Annotated in this window: 17 protein-coding genes; 15 read left to right on the forward strand and 2 right to left on the reverse strand. The window is 71.5% G+C overall.

Annotation, left to right across the window (positions count from 1 at the left end):
- Window positions 1-177 precede the first annotated feature (177 nt).
- The 11 genes from FB453_RS15120 to FB453_RS15170 all read left to right on the forward strand — a co-directional run bounded on the left by FB453_RS15120 (window position 178) and on the right by FB453_RS15170 (window position 13,623).
- Window positions 178-2,532: an AbfB domain-containing protein gene (locus FB453_RS15120; RefSeq protein ID WP_145790763.1), complete on the forward strand. Its 2,355-nt coding sequence runs from the start codon at window positions 178-180 to the stop codon at window positions 2,530-2,532.
- Between the two features lie 471 nt (window positions 2,533-3,003).
- Entirely contained in the window at window positions 3,004-4,296 is a 1,293-nt protein-coding gene (locus tag FB453_RS15125; RefSeq protein WP_145790765.1) for a cytochrome P450, read from the forward strand.
- 263 nt (window positions 4,297-4,559) lie between these two features.
- On the forward strand, window positions 4,560-5,042 hold the full coding sequence (locus FB453_RS15130; protein ID WP_186718289.1) for a helix-turn-helix domain-containing protein: 483 nt from the start codon (window positions 4,560-4,562) through the stop codon (window positions 5,040-5,042).
- 253 nt (window positions 5,043-5,295) lie between these two features.
- A complete protein-coding gene (locus tag FB453_RS15135) occupies window positions 5,296-7,695 on the forward strand; it encodes a nitrate- and nitrite sensing domain-containing protein (protein ID WP_145790769.1) in 2,400 nt (799 codons plus the stop codon).
- Between the two features lie 16 nt (window positions 7,696-7,711).
- Window positions 7,712-8,116 carry a roadblock/LC7 domain-containing protein gene (locus FB453_RS15140; protein ID WP_030490280.1) on the forward strand — a complete coding sequence of 135 codons (405 nt, stop codon included), beginning with the start codon at window positions 7,712-7,714 and terminating at the stop codon, window positions 8,114-8,116.
- Window positions 8,117-8,168: 52 nt separating this feature from the next.
- Window positions 8,169-9,362, forward strand: coding sequence for an ABC transporter substrate-binding protein (locus tag FB453_RS15145; RefSeq protein ID WP_145790771.1), 1,194 nt, complete (start codon window positions 8,169-8,171; stop codon window positions 9,360-9,362).
- Window positions 9,359-10,255 (forward strand): branched-chain amino acid ABC transporter permease, encoded by an 897-nt coding sequence (locus FB453_RS15150; protein ID WP_112584490.1) that lies wholly within the window; start codon window positions 9,359-9,361, stop codon window positions 10,253-10,255. Before FB453_RS15145 ends, FB453_RS15150 begins: the two co-directional genes overlap by 4 nt.
- Window positions 10,252-11,271 carry a branched-chain amino acid ABC transporter permease gene (locus tag FB453_RS15155; RefSeq protein WP_145790773.1) on the forward strand — a complete coding sequence of 340 codons (1,020 nt, stop codon included), beginning with the start codon at window positions 10,252-10,254 and terminating at the stop codon, window positions 11,269-11,271. The genes FB453_RS15150 and FB453_RS15155 overlap by 4 nt, the downstream gene beginning before the upstream one ends.
- Window positions 11,268-12,011: an ABC transporter ATP-binding protein gene (locus FB453_RS34885; RefSeq protein WP_091406866.1), complete on the forward strand. Its 744-nt coding sequence runs from the start codon at window positions 11,268-11,270 to the stop codon at window positions 12,009-12,011. Before FB453_RS15155 ends, FB453_RS34885 begins: the two co-directional genes overlap by 4 nt.
- Window positions 12,011-12,787: a branched-chain amino acid ABC transporter ATP-binding protein gene (locus FB453_RS34890; RefSeq protein ID WP_145790776.1), complete on the forward strand. Its 777-nt coding sequence runs from the start codon at window positions 12,011-12,013 to the stop codon at window positions 12,785-12,787. Before FB453_RS34885 ends, FB453_RS34890 begins: the two co-directional genes overlap by 1 nt.
- Before the next feature lie 32 nt (window positions 12,788-12,819).
- On the forward strand, window positions 12,820-13,623 hold the full coding sequence (locus tag FB453_RS15170) for a methyltransferase domain-containing protein (protein ID WP_145790778.1): 804 nt from the start codon (window positions 12,820-12,822) through the stop codon (window positions 13,621-13,623).
- A gap of 387 nt (window positions 13,624-14,010) precedes the next feature.
- On the opposite strand, the gene FB453_RS15175 is transcribed toward FB453_RS15170, so the two are convergent.
- On the reverse strand, window positions 14,011-14,952 hold the full coding sequence (locus FB453_RS15175; RefSeq protein ID WP_145790780.1) for a hypothetical protein: 942 nt from the start codon (window positions 14,950-14,952) through the stop codon (window positions 14,011-14,013).
- 295 nt (window positions 14,953-15,247) lie between these two features.
- Here FB453_RS15175 and FB453_RS15180 point away from each other — a divergent pair, with 295 nt between their 5' ends.
- Window positions 15,248-16,228 (forward strand): ATP-binding cassette domain-containing protein, encoded by a 981-nt coding sequence (locus tag FB453_RS15180; RefSeq protein WP_112584484.1) that lies wholly within the window; start codon window positions 15,248-15,250, stop codon window positions 16,226-16,228.
- Complete coding sequence (locus FB453_RS15185) at window positions 16,225-17,052, forward strand: ABC transporter permease (protein ID WP_112584483.1); 828 nt, start codon at window positions 16,225-16,227, stop codon at window positions 17,050-17,052. The genes FB453_RS15180 and FB453_RS15185 overlap by 4 nt, the downstream gene beginning before the upstream one ends.
- Window position 17,053: 1 nt before the next feature.
- On the opposite strand, the gene FB453_RS15190 is transcribed toward FB453_RS15185, so the two are convergent.
- The gene (locus tag FB453_RS15190) at window positions 17,054-20,242 is read right to left on the reverse strand and encodes a winged helix-turn-helix domain-containing protein (protein WP_145790782.1); all 3,189 of its coding nucleotides are present in this window, start codon (window positions 20,240-20,242) and stop codon (window positions 17,054-17,056) included.
- Between the two features lie 113 nt (window positions 20,243-20,355).
- Between FB453_RS15190 and FB453_RS15195 the strand changes: the two genes are divergently transcribed.
- Both FB453_RS15195 and FB453_RS15200 read left to right on the forward strand, forming a co-directional pair.
- Window positions 20,356-21,189 carry an ABC transporter ATP-binding protein gene (locus FB453_RS15195; RefSeq protein WP_112584481.1) on the forward strand — a complete coding sequence of 278 codons (834 nt, stop codon included), beginning with the start codon at window positions 20,356-20,358 and terminating at the stop codon, window positions 21,187-21,189.
- Between the two features lie 32 nt (window positions 21,190-21,221).
- Window positions 21,222-22,205, forward strand: coding sequence for an iron-siderophore ABC transporter substrate-binding protein (locus tag FB453_RS15200; RefSeq protein WP_145790784.1), 984 nt, complete (start codon window positions 21,222-21,224; stop codon window positions 22,203-22,205).
- The last annotated feature ends 4 nt before the right edge of the window (window positions 22,206-22,209 follow it).

Raw genomic sequence — 22,209 nt, forward strand, 5'->3', positions numbered from 1 at the left:
CTATAACGTTATACAGGTGATGATGGATGTCAATATGCCGGTCACCGTTGGCGTGTGGAGATCCCACCGACATCCGTCGCTGACGCCCGTCCCCCGTCAATGACCACCCGATGCCCACCACCCACGCGCTTCGGGCCTGGCTGCACCGCCCGCGGCGACTCCTCCCCCGGAGACGGCATGACACGTCACGTCCCCATCCGCCCTGCCCTGCCACTGCTGCTCGCCATCGCCCTGGTCGCCGGCGTTCTCGCCGCGCCCGCCTCGTCGGCGTACGCCGCACCGGCCAAGACGCCGCCACTGAGCACCCCCTGGACCAGCCAGGCGCTGGCCGGCACACCACTTCCCGAGTACCCGCGACCCCAGATGACGCGGCCGGACTGGCTCAACCTCAACGGCGAGTGGCAGCTACGCCAGTCGACGACCGACGACGCCCCGCAGTTCGGCACGAACCTGCCCGAGCGGGTCAACGTGCCCTTCCCGGTGGAGAGCGCCCTGTCCGGCATCCAGCGGGCCGCCAACGACAACCGCAACTACCTGTTCTACCGACGCACCGTCACCATCCCGGCGAACTGGTCGGGTCGGCGCACGCTGCTGCACTTCGGCGCCGTCGACTGGCAGAGCACCGTCTGGGTCAACGGTGTCCGCGTCGGCGCGCACACCGGCGGCTACGACGCCTTCACCTTCGACGTGACGCCCCAGCTCACCACCGGGACGAACGAGATCGTCGTCAAGGTCTGGGATCCCACCGACACCCGGCAGAACGGCAGCCTGCCCGCCATCGGCAAGCAGACCAAGACACCTGGCGGGATCTTCTACACCCCCAGCTCCGGCATCTGGCAGACGGTGTGGATGGAGCCGGTGCCGGCCGCCTCGATCAGCAGCGTGGACGTCTACCCGAACCTGAGCAACAACACGCTGCGGGTCCGGGTCTTCACCAGGGGCGACGTGAGCGGCCACAGCGTGCTCGCCGAGGCGCTGAACGGCACCACAGTGGTCGGCTCGGCCACCGGCGGCTTCACCGACTTCAGCGTGCCGGTGCCCAACGCCCGCCGCTGGTCACCCGACGACCCGTTCCTCTACAACCTCCGGGTGACACTGCGCGGCACCACCGGCGCCCCGGTGGACCGGACCACCCACTACTTCGGCATGCGGGAGATCACCACCGGCCTGGTCAACGGGGTGCTACGCCCCAAGCTCAACGGCCAGTTCGTTTTCCAGGTCGGCACCCTCGACCAGGGCTACTGGCCGGACGGGCTCTACACCGCCCCGACCGACGCCGCCCTCGCCTTCGACCTGCAGAAGCACAAGGACCTGGGCTTCAACATGGTGCGCAAGCACATCAAGGTCGAGCCGCAGCGCTGGTTCTACCACGCAGACCGGCTCGGCCTGCTGGTCTGGCAGGACATCCCGTCACTGACCGCACAGGACGTCGACCCCACCGACGCCCAGCAGGCGCAGTTCGAGGCCGAGGCACGCGAGATCGTCGACGAGCACCGCAGCTCACCCGCCGTGATCGCGTACACGCCCTACAACGAGGGCTGGGGCGAGCGCTCCCTCGCCGACACCCGGCGGGTCGCGCAGAACATCAAGAACCAGGACCCGACGCGTCTGGTCAACCCGCACAGCGGCCACAACTGCTGTCAGTCCCTCGGCAACCCCGGCAACGGCGACATCGACGACTGGCACGTCTACCTCGGCCCGGACTCCCCCGTACCGTCGAGCAGCCGGATCGCGGTGCTCGGTGAGTTCGGCGGCCTGGGCCTGCACACGCCGGGCCACGAGTACAGCCCGAACGGCAGCTTCTTCGCGTACGAGTGGCAGTCCAGTTCGAACGCCCTCACCGACCGGTACGTGGGGCTGGTGCAGGGCACCCAGAACCTGATGCTCGGCAAGGGGCTCAGCGCCTCGATCTACACCGAGATCACCGACCTGGAGGGTGAGCTGAACGGGTTCCTCACCTACGACCGGCAAGTGATCAAAATGGACCAGGCGCGGGTGCGCGCCGCCAACACCGCCGTGATCAACGCCTCGAAGGCCATCGGCAGTTCGGGGCCCGTCGCCCTGCCGGTCAACACCCGCCGGTCGTTGCAGGTGACCACACCCGGCTTCACCAACCGCTACCTCCGTCACCAGGACAGCCTGGCCTACACGGAGGTGGTCGACGCCGCGAGTTCCAGCCTGCTCAAGGCCGACGCCACGTACACGATCCGGCCCGGTCTGGCCGGTGCCGGCTGCTACTCGTTCGAGTCGGTCAACTTTCCCGGGCAGTACCTGCGCCACCAGAACTCCCGGGTCCGCAACTCGCCGGACGACGGCTCCGCGCTGCTGCGCGCCGACGCCACCTGGTGCGCCCGTACCGGGCTGACCGGCACCGGCGTGTCTCTGGAGTCGTACAACTTCCGAGGTAAATACCTGCGGCACTACAACGCGGAGGTCTGGCTCAGCAACGGCGCCGGCGGCGACGCGTACAACACGCCGACGTCATGGACCGCCGACAGCACCTGGAACATCGCCGCCCCGTGGGCGCCCTGACCGCCGCTCGCTGAGCGGGGCCGTTCCGACAAGAAGAAAGCGCGGGGGTTCCGGCGTGGGCCGGAACCCCCGCGACGCGTGGACGGGCGTCGCGGGCCCGCTCCCCCCACCCAGGGGTCGGCCCCTTCCGTCAGCGCCGGCGCGGTCGGTGAGCGGACTCCGGCGTCACTCCTCGTCTCGGGGGTCGTTTCCCCGGTCGTGAGCGAAAGCGGCGAGTTGATTGCACCGTTCGGCCGGGTCGGCTTGAGGGCAAGGACCGAGCCGCAACTTGCATCTGGCCAGGTTCGCCCGGCTGTTGCAACACGCAATTATGCCGACAAATAAATAGACAAGAATCAATCTTGACTTGTACGGCCGGCCAGCGCACCGTAAAGAGCCAGAGGCAGATGCACGCCATTATCGGCCCGGCTGAAGTGGATCGCCAAATGGGGGCGCTGCCGGTTTCGCGCCGCGTGCACCAGGAGGCTTTCCATGCGGTTGAATCCGTTCACCGGGGTCTATCTCACCGATCCGGCAAGCATGTGGCGACGCATTCTCGACGATCCCGACGGGGTGCACTACGCCGAGGATCTGGGCCTGTGGTTGATCAGCCGGCACGCGGACGTCCGGCGGGCCCTCGCCGACGCCACGACATTCGCCAACGCCCTCACTCTCGCCCCGATCTACGAGGTGTGTCCACCGGCACTGAACGTCATCATGCAGATCGACGCGCCACCCACGACGGCCGCCGCGGACCCACCGACGCACCCGCGCACCCGGCGGGCCCTACGGGCGACCTTCGCGAACACCGCCGAGCGGGTCGAGGCCGAGTACGGGGCGATCATCCGACGCCGGGTCGACCAGCTGGTGTCCCGTCTCGCCGCCCGTGAGGGCGATCAGGTCGACCTGATCCCGGAGTTCGCGACCGAACTTCCCCTGCTGGTGGTCCTGGACATCCTCGGGGTGCCCGACGCCGACATCGGACGGATCCGGAGCTGGGCGGACGGGCAGATCGCCCTCATCTGGGGGCAGCCGGACCCGGCCGAGCAGGTACGCCTGGCCCAGGGCCTGCTGGAGTTCTGGCACTACTGCGAGGACCTGGTCCGCCAGCGGGTGGACAGTGGACACCGGGGCGAGGACTTCATCAGCCGCGCCCTGGACTACCGCGACGACGACGACAGCGTTCTGACGGTGCCCGAGGTGGCGAGCCTTGCCTTCAATCTCCTGGTCGCGGGCCACGAGACCACCGCCGGGTTGCTCGCGCACGCCCTCGACCAGGCCCTGTCCGCTCCCCAGCGCTGGTCGGCGATCACCGCGGACCCGGGGCTCGTCCCCGCCTTCGTGGGCGAGACGCTGCGGTTCGCGCCCGCCATCGACGGCTGGCTGCGGGTGACCACCCGGGATGTCACGGTGGGGACGGTGACGGTCCCCGCCGGGGCGCGTTGCCTGCTGTTGATCGGAGCGGCGAACCGGGACCCAGCGGCGTTCCATGACCCGGACCGGTTCGACCCCCACCGGGCCGACGTGGGCAATCACCTGTCGTTCGGCCACGGTCCCCATTTCTGCATCGGCGCGGGATTGGCGCGACTTGAAGCCGGAATCGCCCTCAGCCGGCTCGCCGAAGCCATTCCCGGGCTGAGGTTGTCACCGGAGCAACATCGCTCGTACAAACCCAATGTCGCGTTTCGTGCGCACCGCACGCTGCTCGCGACAATCGACGTCCCGGCGCCTGCGGACGTGTCGGCGGCACGGGATGGCGCGACGGCCGAAGTGCACGCCGCGTGAGCGGGCCCGGGCGCCAGCGGCGCTGACCTGCGGACGGGCCGAGGGTGGGGTGGACCGGGGTCGACCCGTTCCACCCGGCGCACGTCGGTGCCGGCGCCGGGTCCCGCGCGCACCTTTCCCGCTTTTCCCGACGATCCATACCGGTGAACGTCTTCACACCCATCGGTTCCTGGGTTAAGAATTGCCCTCTGTGAATGTTCAGCTCATCGGCCAATCTCGATCTGGCGTCTACCGCTGAATGTCCGTTCCACGAAGGTGAGCGCATGGAGCACACGTCCCCGTCGAGCTCGGCTCACTCTGCGGCCAGTCAGCGGTTCCGACGGGAGTTGCGCGACTGCCGCGTCCAACGGGGCCTGACCCAACGAGCCCTGGCGGACCTGGTGCGGTTCAGCCGGGAGACGGTCGCGGCAGTCGAGTCGGGTCGCCGGTTCGGCAGCCACGAGTTCGCGCTGCGCTGCGACGACGTGCTCGACACCGGCGGCCGACTGGCCGCGCTGTGGCCGCGGGTCGCGGCCGAGCAGTTGGCGGCCGACGGTCGCCGAGGCCCCCGCGCGCCGGAGCCGGCCCGACTGGATCGGCAGGTGCCGCGTCAGCGTGGACGGCGTGACGCGCGCGACCCGGGCGCCGTGGTGGACGCGATCGACGAGCTGCGTGAGCTGATCGGCCAGGTGCTCAACGGTCAGCCCGAACCGGATGGACCGGAGCGGCGGCACCCGTCGGCCGAACCCCTCGACAACCAGCGCTGACCCGACGAATCCAGCCCGACCTCGCGGCGTCACCGGTTGCTGACGTTGGGTACAGATGCTGGTACGGGCAGTTTGTACCACGGCCAGGTCTGGTCTACGAGCGCGGCTTCCGGCCGAATGGGACTTGCATTCGGCAACGTGCGGATAGACCGTCATCGACGAGTCGTGGGAGTCAATCTTGGCGTCGAGCACCCGGTCCCACGCGGCCAGACCCTACCCGACCCGCCGACGCGGTTGGAAGATAGCCGGCCGGATGCGCCTCATCGTCGCGGCCCCGCTCGTCGCCGTAATCGGCTTCGCCGGTCTCGCACTTACCGAGAGCGCACGCCAGACGGCCCGCGCCAGCGACCTGCAGATTCTGGCGCAGGTCGGTGCCGAGGCCGGCGACCTGGCCTACCGTTTGCAACGCGAACGCATCGCCGCCGCCGACCTGCTCACCTACGCCCGGCCGGAGCAGCAGGACGCCTTCGGCGTGGAGATCGTCGCCACCGACGACGCCGTCGCCCGCTACCGCGGGCAGCGTGACCGACTGCCCGGCGACAACGGCACCAGCTCGGCTCTCCTGCGGCGCATCGACGCGGCTCTGGACGGCCTCGCCCCGCTGCGCACCCAGGTGCGCACCGCCACGCACGCGTCGGTGTCGGCGATGACCTTCAGCTACCGCATCGCGATCGCCGACCTCATCAACTTCCGGGAGAACGTCTCGCACGGCGTGGTGGACGCCCCACTCGCCGACGGGATCCGGGCCTCGGCGGCGCTGTCGAAGACGGCCGAGGCCATCGGTCAGCAGCAGGTGGCCGTGCTGCGCGCCGTCGCGGGCGGGGAACTGACCCCGGCCATGCAGCAGGACATCACCGCGGCCCGCACCAGCTACACCGAGTCGAGCCTGTCATTCCTGGCCCTGGCCCCACCCGAGTGGGGCATCTGGTGGGAGCAGGCCGGCACCGGCAAGGAGGCGCTCGCCCTGCAACGGATGCAGGACGAGGTGTCCCGGGCCCAGCCGGGGTCGCAACTGAAACTGGAGACCGACGCGTGGGTGTCCACCACCCAGACGCGTGCCGCCCGGCTGGCCGACCTGCGCGCCCGGGTCGACGACGCGGTCCGCGACGACGTTCGGGCCGCGCACGCCGACCAGCGCCGCCGGGCCGTGGCCGAGGCGGCCAGCGTCCTCCTGGCCCTGATCCTGACCGCGTTGGTGACCTGGGCCGTCGCACGGCAGATCACCCGACGGCTGCGCCGGCTACGGGACGCGGCCAACGCCGTCGCCTTCGAACAGCTCCCCGCAGTGGTGGCCCAGCTCCAACAGCCCGGCAGCGCCACCGTCGACCCACAGAAGCTCGCCCACCAGCAGTCCAGTGCCGCCCTCGAACCGTCCAGCGACGACGAGATCGGTGAACTGGGTCAGGCGTTCAGCGCCGTGCACCAGGCCGCCGTACGGACCGCCGCCGAACAGGCGGTCATGCGCGCCAACACCGCCGACATCTTCATCCACCTGAGCCGCCGCGAACAGCGACTTGTCGACGCCGTCCTGGCCCAGGTCGACCTGGTCGAGCGGGACGAGACCGACCCCGACCGGCTCGACCAGCTGTACACACTGGACAACCTGGCGACCCGGATGGGACGAATCAACGCCAGCCTGCTGGTGCTCGGCGGTGTCGGCGTGGGTCGCGTACGCCAGCGCGACGTTCCGCTGCAACAGGTGCTCCAGGCGGCGCTGTCCCAGATCGAGCACTACGCACGGGTCCGACTCGGCATGATCGACGGGGACGTCGCGGTGGCCGCCAAGACCGTCGACGAGGTCGTGCACCTGCTCGCCGAACTCATGGACAACGCCACGACGTACTCGCCGCCGGGCAGCGAGACCTGGGTGAGCGGCCGAAGCCTGGGAGACCGCGTCATCGTCCAGATCAGCGACGAGGGTGTGGGGCTGTCCCCGCAGAGGATGCAGCAGCTCAACGAGCTGCTGGCCCGCCCACCGGCCATCGACGTGGCCGCCGTACGGGCGATGGGGCTGGTCGTCGTGGGCCAGCTCGCCGCCCGGCTGGGCGCCACCGTCCAACTGCGACGCGGCCCCCGACGCGGCATCCTCGCCGAGGCGACACTGCCCGCGGCGATCATCCGGTCGCTGCCACCGGAGGAGTACCTGCTCGCACCCGGCCGGCTGTCGCGGCGGGCAGCGCGCACGCCCACCCCGCCGCCGCCGTACCAGCCGCGCCCCGAACCCACCGCCGGACGCCCGCCGGCCGAACGGACCCTGCCGGCCGCGCCGGTCTTCCGACCGGCTCCGCCACCCCCGGACCGGGGTGACGCGCCCACCGAGGAGCTGCTCATCTTCGAACAGGTCAACCACTGGTTCCAGAACGACGTCGTCGACGGTCAGAACGGCCAGAACGGCCAGCAGTGGTCCAGCCCCGCCGACGACGCCTGGCGTACGGCCGCCCAGGCGCACACCCCCGAGGTCGCCACGACCACCAACTCCGGCCTGCCCAAACGACAGCCGCAACGGCACCTCGTGCCCGGCGGTGTGACAGTGCCCCAGCAGCAGCAACGGTCCGAGTACCGCGACCCGGCACAGGTGGCGACGGCGATGGCCGCGTACGCGCGGGGCGTGGCGAACCGACGGCGCACCCCGATCAACCTCGGCAACAAATGACGCGACAGGAGAGCACGTGACCGACCAACAGGATCTCGGCTGGCTGCTGGACAACTTTGCGGCGCGAGCGACCGAGGTCAGCCACGCGATCGCCATTTCCAGCGACGGCCTGATGGTGGCCGCCACACGCGACCTGCCACCGGACCGGGCCGACCAGTTGGCCGCCACGGGTAGCGGGCTGGTCAGCCTGCTGCGGGGGGCGGCGGCCTTCTTCGACGCCGGCGCGGTGATCTCCAACGTCACCCAGCTCGAGGGCGGGTTCATGTTCTCCATGGCCTTCAACGACGGCGCCTCGCTGCTGGTGCTCGCCGCGCCCGAGTGTGACGTGGGCAAGGTCTCCTACGAGATGACCGAGCTGGCCAACCGCATCGGGGACGCGCTGACCCCCGCTGCCCGAGCGGCGCTCGCCCGCAGCCGCTGACCACCCCGGCGCCCCACGCCGGAGACCCCTTCCCCTTCCTCTGGAGTCAGACATGCCTCTCATCACGCCTTGGCGCAGCCGTGCCCTCACCGCCGCGCTGCTCGCCGCCGTGCTGACCACCAGCACGGCCTGCGGCGACGACGCTCCGGGCACGAGCGCCGGCGGCTCGATAAAGATCGGCCTGCTCGCGTCGCTGTCCGGGACGTACCAGGCCGTCGGTACGGAGATCCGCGACGGCTTCCAGCTCTACCTGGACACCCACGACGGCAAGTTGGGCGGCCGGCAGGTCGACCTCGTCGTCGCGGACGAGGGCAACGGCGCCCAGACCGCTGTCCCGGCGGCGACCAAGCTGCTCAAGCAGGACCGGGTGTCCGCGCTCACCGGCATCGTCGGTGGCGGCTCGGTCGCCGGAGTCACCCCCGTGCTCAACGAGACCAAGGTGCCACTGGTCGGCTCCAACGGCCGGCCGGAGCTCAAGGACGTCTCCCGGGTCTGGCACACCTCGTACCTCTCCGACGAGCCCGGGGCGGCGATCGCCCAGCACGTCCGCGACAACGTGAAGGGCTCCGTGTACGCGATCGGCCCGGACTACCAGGGCGGTTGGGACGAGCTGCGCGGCTTCACCGACGCGTTCGGCAAGATCGGCGGAAAGCTCGCGAACGCCGACGGCAAGACGACCTTCACGCCGTTCCCGGCCACCACCAACTTCCTCCCGTACTTCGCCCGCATCAAGGCATCCGGCGCGGCGGCCGTCTACACCTTCTACGCTGGCAGCGCCGCCGTCGACTTCGTGAAGCAGTACGCGCAGTCCGAGATCAAGGACATCCCGTTGTACGCGGCCGGGTTCCTCACCGAGGGCGGGGTGCTCAACGCGCAGGGCGAGGCCGCCCGGGGCATCTACTCGGTGCTCAACTACTCGCCCGACCTCGACAACGCGGAGAACCGCGCCTTCGTGGCCGCGTGGAAGGCGAAGCACGACGGTTCGCCGACTACCTACGCGCTGGCCTCGTACGACGCGGCGGCGGTGCTGGACCGGGCGATCGGCGCCGCCGGAAGCGACCCGACCCCCGAGGCCATCAACACGGCCATCGGCCAACTCGGCCAGATCGCCAGCCCGCGCGGCACCTGGCAGTTCTCCACCACCACACACTCCCCGGTGCAGAAGTGGTACCTGCGGCAGGTCCGCCAGGACGGCCGGGCACTGTCCAACACCGTCGTGGGCGACCTCGCGACCGTCGGCCGGTGATAGCGGTGGCGGCCGGCACGAACCGGATCGACCCGTACCTGATCCCGGCGTTGGACGGGGTCGCCTACGGGCTGCTGGTGTTCGTCGCCGCGTCGGGCCTGGTCTTCTGTTTCGGCGTCGCCAACATCCTCAATCTGGCGCACGGCCTGCTCTACGCGATCGGCGGGTACACCGCCGCGGCGCTGCTCGACGGCGGCTGGGCGAGCCTGGCGTTGGCGTTGGCGGTCGGTGTGCTGGCCGCCGCCGCGGCGGGGGTGCTCCTGGCCGGTCTGCTCACACCGGTCGCCACCGGCAATCACCTGAGTCAGGCGCTGCTGACGTTCGGGGTGGCGCTGGCCGGCGGCAGCCTGCTCGTCGCCGGCTTCGGACCCGACAACCCGCAGGTCCAGGTGCCCGCAGCCCTGGAGGGATCGGTGATGGTGGCCGGTCACCGCTACGCCGCGTACCGGTTGGTGTTCATCGTCGTCGCCGCCGTGCTCGCCGCCGCCCTCTACCTGGTGGTGCGACGCACCAGGGCCGGGATGCTCGTCCGGGCGGCCGTCGACGACCCGGAGATGGTCGCCTGTCTGGGCGTGAGTCCGGCGCGGATCCGGGCCGGTGTGCTCGCCGCCGCCGGTGCGCTGGCCGGCGCGGCCGGGGTCCTGGGCGCGCCCATCATCGGCCCCGGCACGGGCACCGCAGACACGGTGCTGCTGCTCTCCCTGGTGGTGGTCGTCCTCGGTGGTCTCGGGTCGATGGCGGGCACCCTGCTGGCCGCGCTCGCGATCGGCGAGATCCAGACGCTGGGAGTGGCGTTGCTGCCGTCCGCCGCGCCGTTTCTGCTCTTCGCCGCCATGGCGGCCGTGCTGGCCGTGCGGGCGCGTGGCCTGGCCGGCAGGTGGAGGGCGGCATGAGAGGCGAGGTGATCCGGCGAGTTCGGGGCGGCATCGCGGCGCTCGTCCTGGTCGGCCTGGTCGTGGCGCCCTGGGTGGTCGACGACTACACCACGGCGATCCTCGCCCGGACGCTGGCGCTGGCCCTGGTCGGGGTGAGCGTGGCCCTGCTCACCGGCGTCGCCGGCATGCCCACCCTCGGCCAGACCGCACCGTACGCGGCGGGCGCCTACGCCTGCGCAGTGGTCGGGAGCCGAGTCTCCGACGTCGGCGTCGTGCAGCTCGTCGTCGCGGCGGCCGCCGGGGCGTTGCTGGCCGCGCTGACCGTGCCGCTCGTCGTGCACGCCCGAGGGGTGATCGTCCTGATGATCACCCTTGCCATCGGCGAACTCGTCGTCATCGTCCTCGGGCGGTGGCGGTCGGTGACCGGTGGCACGGACGGGCTGTCCGGCATCCCACCGGTCCGCCCGTTCTGGGGGCTCCCGGCCCTGGCCAACGATCAGGCCCGTTACCTGTACGCCCTGGTCGTCGTGGCCATGCTGGTCGGCGCGGTGCTGGTGCTGCTGCGTACCCGAGCGGGGTTGGTGCTGCGTGCCGGCCGCGACGACGAGACGCGGTTGCGGGCCAGCGGTCACCGGGTGGCGCTGCACCTGTCCGGCGCGCACATCGCCGCCGGGGCGATCGCCGGCGCCGCCGGCTCGCTCCTGGTCGTCGCCCAGCAGTACATCTCCCCCGCCGACTTCGGCTTCGACACCTCTGCGCTGCTGCTGCTCGGTGTCGTCATCGGAGGCACCGCCTCGGTGGGCGGCGCCCTGGTGGGTGCGGCGTTGGTCATCGCCGTCCGGGACTGGCTGTTCGGGGTGCTGCCCGGCCACGCGCCACTGGTGCTGGGCGCGCTGTTCGTGGCGACGGTCTACCTGCTGCCCACCGGCGTCAACCGGGCCCGGGGTCGGCTGCGCCCGCCGAACGCCCCGGCGCCACAGCCGGACCAGCCAGCCGCCCATGATCAGACCACCGTTGCGGAGCTGCACCGATGACCGGCCTGCTGGAAGCCCAGGAGATCAGCGTGCGGTACGGCTCGCTCGCCGCACTCGACGGCGTGGACCTGCGCATCCACGACGGCCAGCGGCACGCGTTGATCGGCCCGAACGGGGCCGGCAAGACGACCCTGCTCAACGTGCTCGGCGGGTCCACCAGGCCGCAACGCGGCACGGTGCGGTTCGACGGACGGGACGTCGGTCGGCTCGGCCCGGCGGCCCGGGCCCGGCGGGGCATCAACCGCATCCACCAACGACCCGCTGTCTTTCCGACGCTCACCGCGACGGAGAACGTCGTGGTGGCCGCGCTGCCCCGGGTCATCCCACGCCGCCGGTGGTGGCCGGGCGGACGCCGACGCGCCGCGCAGCGCCTGGCCGGCCCACTGCTGGACCAGATGGGACTCACCGCCGTCGCGGCGGTGCCCGCCGGGCACCTCGCGCACGGGCAACGACGCCAGTTGGAGATCGCGATGGCCCTGGCCGGTCGCCCCCGCCTGCTGCTCCTCGACGAACCGGCGGCCGGGCTGTCCGCCATCGAGGTCGGCCGGCTGGTCGAGTTGCTCCAGGCGCTACCCAGGGCGGTCGCCGTGTTGCTGGTCGAACACCGACTGGACCTGGTGTACGCCCTCTCCGACACGGTCACCGTGTTGCGCGACGGTCAGACGTTGGCCGCCGGCACACCGGACGAGATCCGTACCTCGCCGCTGGTGCGGCAGGCCTACGCCGACGGGGTGGCCTGATGCTCACTGTGGATCGTCTCTGCGCCGGCTACGGCGGGGGAATCGTCCTGCACGAGGTCAGCCTTCGGGTACGCCCGGGCAGCATCCAGGCCGTGGTGGGCCGCAACGGGGCGGGCAAGAGCACGCTCGTGCACACCATCGCCGGGCTGGTACGGGCGTCCAGCGGTCGCATCGAGATCGGGGGCGTGCACGTCGCCGGCCGGCAACCACATCGCATCGCCCAGTCCGGCGTCGGTCTCGTCCCGCAGGGCCGCCGGGTCTTCTCCCGGTTGACCGTCGCCGAGCACCTGCACCTGGCGGCCGCGCCGTGGCGGGCTCCCACCTCCGGCGGCGAGGGCTGGACGGTCGCCAGGACCCTGGAACTGCTGCCGAGGCTGGCGGTGCGGCTGCGACACCGCGGCTGCGAACTCTCCGGCGGCGAGCAGCAGATGCTGGCGATAGCCCGTGCGCTGCTCGGCCAACCCCGGGTGCTGCTGCTCGACGAACCATGTGAGGGGCTCGCGCCCGACCTGGCGGCGCGGGTCCGCGAACTCGTCAACGGTCTCGCCGCCGACGGCCTGACCGTGCTGCTCGTGGAGCAGCAACTCCAGCACGCCATCGAGCTCGCGGACCGGGTGGCGGTGCTGGAGTACGGCCGGGTGGTCTACGACCGGCCGACCGCGGAGGCCCGCCACGATCCGGCCCCACTGGCGGCGATGTTGAGCGTCACCGCCGCCGCGCCGCCCCCGCCCCTGGCCAACCGATCGACCCCTCGGCTCTGGGCCGACACCCCTTAGTCACCCGACCATTCACGGAGAGGTAGACACCGATGACCACCGCTACGAGCGATGACACGTACACGTTCGACAACGGCGCACCGGACGCCGTTCCCCAGATGCACGCGCTGGAGTCCTTCCTGGATCCGATCACGACACGTCGGCTGGCCCGCCCGGTGCTGGAACCGGGCGCGACCTGCTGGGAGGTCGGGGCGGGTGGCGGCTCGATGGCCCGGCGGATGGCCCGCGCGGTCGGCGACGACGGTCACGTGCTGGCCACCGACATCGACCCCACCCACCTCGTGGCCGAGGGCAACCTGCACGTACGCCAGCACGACGTGCGCACCGAACCGCCACCCGGGGACACGTTCGACCTGATCCACGCCCGGCTGGTGCTGCTACACCTTCCCGATCGACGACGGGTCCTGCGCACGCTCACCGGATCCCTGGCGCCCGGCGGGTGGCTGGTGGTCGAGGAGTTCGACTGCACCGCGCCGCAGCGGGTGCTGACCGCGCCGACCGACGACGCCGCCAAGCTCTTCGCGCAGGTCATGGACGCCATGATGGGTGTCCTGGAGGACCACGGCGCCGACCTGGGCTGGGCGCAGGACGTGCACACCGAGATGGCCCTCGCCGGTCTGACCGACCTGGACACCATCACCCACTCGCAGAGCTGGGCCGGCGGGTCGACCGGAACATCGCTCTACGAGACCAACTCCCGCCAGTTGGAACCGGACCTGTTGGCCGCCGGGCTGTCGCCCCAGCAACTGCACGCCTTCCGACGGCTGCTCCGTGACCCCGGGTTCGCCGTCATGTCGTACCACTTCGTCTCCACGCGGGGCCGCCTACCGAGCTGAGCAGGTGGATCACCGCGCGGAGCGCGGTCACGCCGTCCGTACCTCTCCCGCCGCAGCACCTCCCCCCCGCTGCGCTCCGGACAGCTCTACGACGGCGTCGACCGCACCGGCCGGGCTCCCCGCGAGGGAGCCCGGCCGGCCCGTGCCCGGCGCGCGCTCTGGCTGGCCCGCCATGTCGTTGTGCTGTTGAGCGGCATACCTCGGAGGTATGAATATGACTCTGAGGTATACCGCTCACGACCGCATCCGCCCGACGCAGGCGACCGTCGGTCACCGGCGGCCGCCGCGCCGGATCCATCCGAAGGTGGCCCAGGCGACGAAGCTGTGCAGGAGGGTCTGACCGGGCCCGGAGGAGACGATGCGGGCACCACCGAGGCCGGCACTGGCTCAGCGCGGAGTGGTTTCCTGGTGGGCCAGGACAATCAGGTCGTCGGGGCGGGCCGACAGCGGCCCCGTCGCCCCGTCGAGCCACACGAGATAGCCCACCGGCGGACCGGAAGAACCCCACCGGGCACCGATGATCGTGGCCGACCGCGCGTCGTGCGGCTGCGTGAGCAGGCGTACCCGGGTGCCCGGCGCGTGGCCGTCGTCGGCGACGATGAGCAGCGCGTCGAGGATCTGCCGGGCACCGGCGACAGGCAACCCCGGAACGTACGGCTCGCCCGCGTATCCCAGACGCGGCGTCATCATCGTGGTCAACAGCGCGGTCTGCCGGATCGCCTCCTGGCGGACCTGCCCGTCCACAATGCGTTCGGCCACGGTCAGCGCCTTCTGGATGCTCGACCAGAGGGCCAGTGGCTCCTGGTCGAGCAGGCGGCGGGCTTCGCGGTCGATCTCGGCGCAGGCCGTGTCGAGCGCGGTGTCCTCGCCGAGTTCCGCGATCCAGGCGAGGTCCCCCACCTCGGGCAGCAACCCTGGCGACTCGGCCACGATCACGATGTACAGCATCGCGAGCAGTTCCTCGCGGCCCTCGCCGTGATAGAGCGAGCCCACCCCGCTGCCGGTACGCCCACGGCTGGGCGGGAACCGCTCGACGAGGTGCAGCGCGCGGCCATGAGGTAGGGCAGCGGCCCGCCTGGTGTCCGACACCCGCTCCTCGAACGACCGCCGCTCACGGCGTTCGACGAGCAGCTGGCGATGCGGGTCGGACCCGATCGGATAGATCGTCCGCCCGTACCTGGAAAGGGTTTCGCCGGGCCGGAGGCCGACCGACTCGAGCTGGCGGGCCGCCTCCGAGTAGGCAACGCCGGCCCGGGCTGCATGCTCCCGGATGGCGCGCTTGCGGGCGCGTCCCGGGGCCGGGGTCCGTCGGGGGATCGGATCAGACATGACGCCTCCGGTGCAGCCCCACGCACTCCACCGAACGGGCGGCGTGACCGGCACGCCGAGAGTCGACACAGCGGCGCGGAGTCGGAGACTCTTGGCCCCAAGCATGTGGTCAGGCGTGGGCCACCACATCGGGCGCTGGCAGGCGCTCTGCCGTGGCCAGCATATCGTGACGCCGACCGCCGGTGTGGATGTGCACACCCTGGCCGCCCTCCCTCTCGGCCCCGGTATCAGCCCGTGTCAGCCGATGTCGGTGGCGTGTCGGGGCGGTGTCAGCGGGCCCGCGCAGACTCGGCGCATGACAGCTGACCTGGTGATCGAGGCCGAGGGCCTCGTGAAGACGTTTGGGAAGACGAGGGCGCTTCAGGGCGTGGACCTCGCCGTACCCCGTGGGACGGTGCTCGGGGTGCTCGGGCCCAACGGCGCCGGCAAGACCACCGCCGTGCGCATCCTCTCCACCCTGCTCACCCCGGACGGCGGGACCGCCCGGATCAGCGGTTTCGACGTGGTACGGGACGCCGAACGCGTTCGGCAGAGTATCGGCCTCACCGGCCAGTACGCCTCGGTCGACGAGGACCTGACCGGGCGGCAGAACCTGGAGCTGTTCGGCACCCTGTTGGAGCTGGGGCGCGTCGGCGCGCGGCGACGGGCCGCCGAACTGCTCGACTGGTTCGACCTGACCGATGCCGCTAACCGTCCGGCCAAGACCTACTCCGGCGGCATGCGGCGACGGCTGGACCTGGCCGCCAGCCTCGTCGGCTCCCCCGACGTGATCTTCCTGGACGAGCCGACGACCGGGCTCGACCCGGCCAAGCGCGAGGACATGTGGGACGTGGTCCGAACGCTTGTCAACAACGGCTCGACGGTGCTGCTGACCACCCAGTACCTGGAGGAGGCCGACGCGCTCGCCGACGCGATCACGGTGATCGACCACGGCCGGGTCATCGCGCACGACACTCCCGAAGGGCTCAAGCGAGTGGTCGGCGGGCAGACCCTGGAGGTCCGGCCGTCCGATCCGGCTCAGCTGCCGCGCACCGCGGAGATCCTGACCCAGGTCGGTTCCGGCGCGCAGGCCGACGAGATCCGTAAGGGCGTGCTCGCGGTGCCGGTCACCGACGACGCGGCCCTGACCGAGAGCGTCGCGCGGTTCGCCACGGCCGGCATCGGGGTCACCGAACTCTCCCTGCACCTGCCGAGCCTCGACGAGGTGTTCTTCACCCTCACCGGGCGTACGGCGTCTGAAGACGACACCACCCGCCCCACGGAGGTCGCGGCATGAGCACTCTGACCGACACAGCGCCCACGAGAAGCCGCGTGCTCTCGAACTCCGCGCCGAACCCTCGGCCGTTCCGGCTGGTCCGGCATTCGTTGGCGCTCGCCAAGCGCAGCCTCATCAAGACCTGGCGTACGCCCGAGGCGCTCATCGACGTCACCCTGCAACCGGTGCTGTTCCTCATCATCTTCGTGTACGTCTTCGGCGGCGCGGTCGCCGGATCGACCCACGACTACCTGCAGTTCCTGCTGCCCGGAATCCTGGCGCAGACGATCGCGACCGGTGCCATCGCGATCGGCGTCAACCTCAACACCGACATCGCCAAGGGCATCTTCGACCGGTTCCGGTCGTTGCCGATCCCCCGCTCAGCCCCGCTGGTCGGCGCGGTCCTCGGCGATGTCGTCCGGTACGTCATCGTCACCGTGTCGACGCTCGCGATCGGCTACGTGATGGGTTTCCGGATCGACACCGACCCGTTCCGGGCGATCGCCGGGTGTCTGCTCGCGGTGCTGTTCGCGCTCTGCCTGAGCTGGCTGCCGGTGCTGGTGTCGATGAAGGTGCGGACCGCCGGTGCCGTGCAGGGTGTGATGTTCGCGTTGATCATGCCGCTGAGCTTCGCGTCCAATGTGTTCGTCGGCGCCGACACCCTGCCGGGCTGGATGCAGGCGTTCGTGGACGTCAACCCGATGACCCATCTGGTGGCGTCGGTACGCGGGCTGTTCCTCGGCACCCCACTGGGCAACCACGTGTGGTGGACGCTCGCCTGGTGCGCCGGCTTCGTTGCGGTGTTCATGCCGCTGGCGCTGCGGGCGTACCGCAAGAAGATCTGAGTCAGGCGAGCAGGTCGTCCATCAGCTCGCGGATCCGGCTGACGGCCGCGGCGGGTGGCCGCTCGCGCCACGCGGCCAGCAACGGCTCACGCTGCTCCTCGTTCCCGAGGATGGCGTTGAGCCGTTCGCCGTTTTCAAAGGGGAAGAACATCTCGATCTGGGTGCCGATCCGCTTCGCCAGTACGGCCAGTTCACGGGCGCTGTCGACGTCACCCCGGTACGCCGCGAACTCCGCGCCGCCCGAAGCCCACGCCCCGATCACCGGCAGGTCCCGTGAGGTCAGCGCATCGTCACGGGCGAGCGACAGCATCGCGGCCGCCTGGATGGTGGCGTCGGTGCCCGACACCCGCCCAACCTGGGCCACGCGCAGGTAGATGATCGCCGCCGTGGCCCGGAGCATCACGCGCGGCTGTGGCTGCGGCCCGACCCAGCCGGCGAGGACGCGCGTCACCTCGTCGGCGTGGGCGAGCGCCTCGTCGTACCGCTCACGCTGCCAGGCGAGGTGCGCCAGGCCGAGCAGCGCCTGCGCGGAGTCGATCTGCTCGGCCTGGCCCAGCGCGGCCGTCTCACCCAGTCGCCGCTCCGCCTCGGCGTCGCCGGTCAGGGCGAGCTGCACGTCCAGCCGTACCCGGATCGACCGCGCGTCCTGCGTGGCGCCGACCAGCTCCATGTGCCGGACGCTGCGGGTCAGCCACTCGGCCGACCGGGCATCCCCGCCCGGGACCAGGAACTGCCCGACCGCACCCGCCGCCATCGCCATGCCCCAGTGGTCTCCGGCGGCCTCGAAGCGGTGGTAAGCCTGCTCGGCGTCGCTGATCGACGCTTCCGGCAGGCCGCCGTTCTCCCGTACCGCCGCGCGCGCGAACAGCCCCAGCGCCTGCACGTACGGGTCCGGGTGCGCGACCATCTCGGTCGCGCTCTTCAGGCTCTGCTCCACGTCGGACGCGTCGAAGCCGGGCAGCGCCGCCGCAATAGCGGTCATCCGGGACGACACCTCGCCGGGACGTTCGGTCTGAAGCGTCCGCAACGCCCGCCGGGCGAGCACGGCGGGCCGCAGATCGGCGCTGACGCCGGCGTTCACGCTGATCACCACGCACGTCCAGGCCAGCCGGTCGGCGTTGGGCAGTGGCCGGCCGCTGGCCGCGCCGCGCAGGATCGCCGACCGCAGCCGCCGCTGCGGGTCGTCGATGTGCAGCAGCCCGCGCGCCCAGGCGAGGACCTCCAGGTGCAGGCCCCGCACCGACCAGAGGTGGAACAGCGCGGCGGCGACGTCGACGGCGGCGGGCTCGTCGTCCGCTCCCATCGCCCACCGCAGGCCGGCGACCAGGTTGTCCTGCTCGGCGGCGCAACGGTGCAGCGCCTCGACCTGGCCGGGGCCGATGAAGCGGCCGGTCAGCGCGACGGACTGCTCCCGCGCCCAGCTGACCAGGCCGGCCATGGCCTGATCCCGGGCACCGGCCGCGTCCAGCCGGGCCTCGCCGTACTCACGGACCGTTTCAAGCATGCGGTAGCGCGGCGGACCGTCCCCCTCGACCAGGGTCAACAGGGACTGTTCGACGAGGGTCGCCAGGCCGCGACGGACGTCCGGGGCCTGCGCGACGGCGGCGGCGAGGTCCGCGGTGAACGGCGCGGGAATGACCGCGACCCGCTGGAGCAGGTCGCGGTCGGCCTCGGCGAGCAGTTCCCTGCTCCAGTCGACAAGCGCCCACAGACTCGCGTGCCGCTCGGGCAGGCCGCGTAGGGCGTCGTCGAGCAGCGCGAACCGGTCGGTCAGCCCGGCGAGCACGTCGTCGATCGGCATGTGCCGCAGTCGCGCGGCGGCCAGTTCGAGGGCCAACGGCAGGTTGTCGAGCCGGTGGCACAGGGCGAGGGCCCGCTCGGTGTCCCACGTCGGTACGGCGCCACCGGCCCGTGCCCGGGACTCCACCAGCGCGAGCGCGTCGGCGTCCGGCAATGCGGTCAGCCGGTGCACCAGCTCGCCGACCAGGCCCAGTGGGGCGCGGCTCGTCGCGAGCATCGCGACCTCCGGCGAGGCCGCCGCGACCAGGTCCGCGACGACGACGGCCACCGCGTCGAGCACGTGCTCGCAGTTGTCCAGCACCACCAGCCCGTCCAGGTCCGGCGCCACGGCGCGCAGCCGCTCCTCGGGGCTGAGGACCCGCCGCTCCAGACCCAGGTTGCCGCCGGTGGCCGTGGTGTCCGCGCCGCCGAGCGCGGCGAGCACAGTGGGCAGAACCTCGTCGGGCGAGCGCAGGCCGGCGAGTTCGATCACGCGTACCGCCTGCCCACCCGCCGCCGTACGCCTGGCCACCTCGGCGGCGAGCCGGGTCTTGCCCGCCCCGCCGGTCGCCACGATCGTCACGACGGGTGTCTCGGCGAGCGCGTCGGTGACGGCAGTGACGTCCCGCTCCCGCCCGACGAGGGCGGCCATGGGACGGCGCCACGCGGCGGGCAGCGTGATCCGCGCCTGCTGCCGGGGCGGCGTCGGCGGCGCCGCGGCGGGCGGCGCGGTGAGTTCACCGCGCAGCAACGCCAGGTGGACGCTCGTGATCACGGGCGACGGGTCGGTGCCGTAGCGGTCGGCCAGGTCGGCGCGCAGCCGCTCGACCACCTCCAGCGCCTCCGCCTCCCGTCCCTGCGCGGCAAGCACCCGGACGAGCAGGGCTGCGGACGGCTCGTCCGGCGGTGTCCGCGCGACGAGTCGGCCCAGGTCGACCTCGTCGAACGGGCCCACGCCGGCGAGTGCCGCCTGCGCGCGCAGCGCGGCGACCTCCGCGAACAGGCGGGTGTCCTCGGCGCTGACCAACTCCGGCACCTTGGGGAACAGGGCCCGCGCCTGATCGGCCAGACCGCGGGCGGCACTGACGTCACCGCACCGGAGCACGGTGCCCGCCTGATCGACGAGCGCGCGCGCCTCGACCGCGTCGACGGTGATCTCCTCGGCGGGCAGCCGGTATCCGCCCGGCACCGCGACCACGGGCAGCCCGAGACGGCGTACCCGGGACACGAGCGCCTGGACGGCGCCGGTCGCGTCGTCGGGTGGGGCCCCGTCCCAGACGGCGTCCACGAGCAGGTTCACGGAGACCGCGCGCCCCCGCGCGTCGACGAGCGCGCGGAGCACCGCCGCGAGCCGTTCACCCCGAACGGGCTGGCCGTCGACGGCGAGTGGGCCGAGGGTCGCGATCTGCACGGACCCAGCATCCCCCACGCGCGCACGGACCCGACGACCACCGGTCCGCCAGGCCGGTCACGGCCCCACGACCGGCTTGACACTGCGGCGTTTGGTTAGGTTAGCCTAACCTCATGCAGAACGAGTTGGCGTCGGTCAACGGAGAGCGCAGCCTGTCCGGCGTCGACCTCCGTCTGGGCTATCACGGTGTGCCGGTGGTGCACGGTGCCGTGATCAACCTGCGCGCGGGTGCCGTGACCGCACTGGTGGGGCCCAACGGCAGCGGCAAGTCCACCCTGCTGCGGGCCCTGGCCCGGCTGCACCCGATCGAGGCCGGAATCGTGCACCTCGCCGACGGCGTCACGGCCGCCAGCCTCGCGGCCCGGGAGTTCGCCCGGCGGGTCACCCTGCTCGCCCAGAGCCGGCCGGTGCCCAGCGGAGTCACCGTCCGCGACGTCGTCGGCTACGGCCGCCACCCCTACCGGGGTCGCTGGCGCACCGAGGACCCCGACGGTCCCGGCGCCATCGCACGCGCCATGGACGTCACCGGCGTCGCCGCCATGGCCGACCGTCCCGTCGACGAACTCTCCGGAGGCGAGTTGCAGCGGGTCTGGTTGGCCACCTGCCTCGCCCAGGACACCCCGGTTCTGCTCCTCGACGAACCCACCACGTTTCTCGACCTGCGCTACCAGGTGGAGATCCTCGACCTGGTCCGTGACCTCGCGGACGATCACGGCGTCGCCGTCGGCGTCGTGCTGCACGACCTCAACCAGGCAGCCGCCGTGGCCGACGAGGTGGTCCTGTTGCAGCAGGGCCGGGTCCGCGCCACCGGCACCCCGGCAACGGTGTTCACCGAGAACGCCCTCACCGAGACCTACGGGATCCGCATCGAGGTGACCACCGATCCGGTCAGCGGACTGGTCACCACCCGCCCGGTCGGGCGGCACCAGATCCGCGCCCTGGTCTGAACCACCCCCATCCACAGCAGAGAAAGACCGTCATGACCCGTACCCGTTTCACCGCCCTCATCGCCGTCGTGGCCGCGCTGACGCTCGGCGCCTGCGGCACCACCGAGAACGCCGCGGCCCCCGACACCTCCGCCTCGGCGGCCGGCGGCCCGGTCACCGTCACCGACAGCCGGGGCAAGGAGATCACCCTCAAGGCGCCGGCGACGAAGGTCGTCGGGCTCGAGTGGGGCGAGGTCGAGCTGCTGGTCAGCCTGGGCGTCATGCCCGTCGGTGTCGCCGACCCCAAGGGTTACGGCACCTGGGTCACCTCCGCGAAGCTCGACCCGGGCGTCAAGGACGTCGGGGTCCGCGGCGAGCCCAGCGTCGACGCGATCGTCGCCCTCCAGCCCGACCTCGTCGTGATGGAGGACGACCGGGGCGCCAACATGGTCAGTCAGCTGGAGAAGTTCGTGCCCGTGGTGGTCGCCAAGGGCAGTGACGCCACCGACAACCTCGGCCGGATGCGCACCGACCTCAACATGATCGCGAAGGCGGTCGGCAAGACCACCGAGGCGGAGAAGCTGCTCACCGACTTCGACGCAGCCATCGCCGACGGCAAGAAGAGAATCGCCGACGCGGGTGCCGCCGGCCGTCCGTTCGCCATCGCCGACGGCTGGAAGGAGGGCAGCACCGTCAGCATCCGGATGTTCGGCAAGGGCGCGCTGGCCTCCCAGATCGGCATCCAACTCGGCCTCACCAACGCCTGGACCGGCAAGACCGATGAGGTGTGGGGCCTGGGCCAGACCGACGTCGAGGGCATGACGGTCCTCAAGGACCCGAACATGCACCTCTTCTACAACGCCTCCGACGGCGACGACGTGTTCGCCGACGGTCTCGCCGGCAACGCCATCTGGAAGTCGCTGCCCTTCGTGCAGAAGGGCAACCTGCACAAGATGCCCAACGGCATCTGGACCTTCGGCGGTCCTCTCTCCGGCAAGCAGTACATCGACGAACTCGTCAAGACGTACACGGTGTGAGCGT

The organism is Micromonospora sp. CNZ322, from assembly GCF_007827755.1.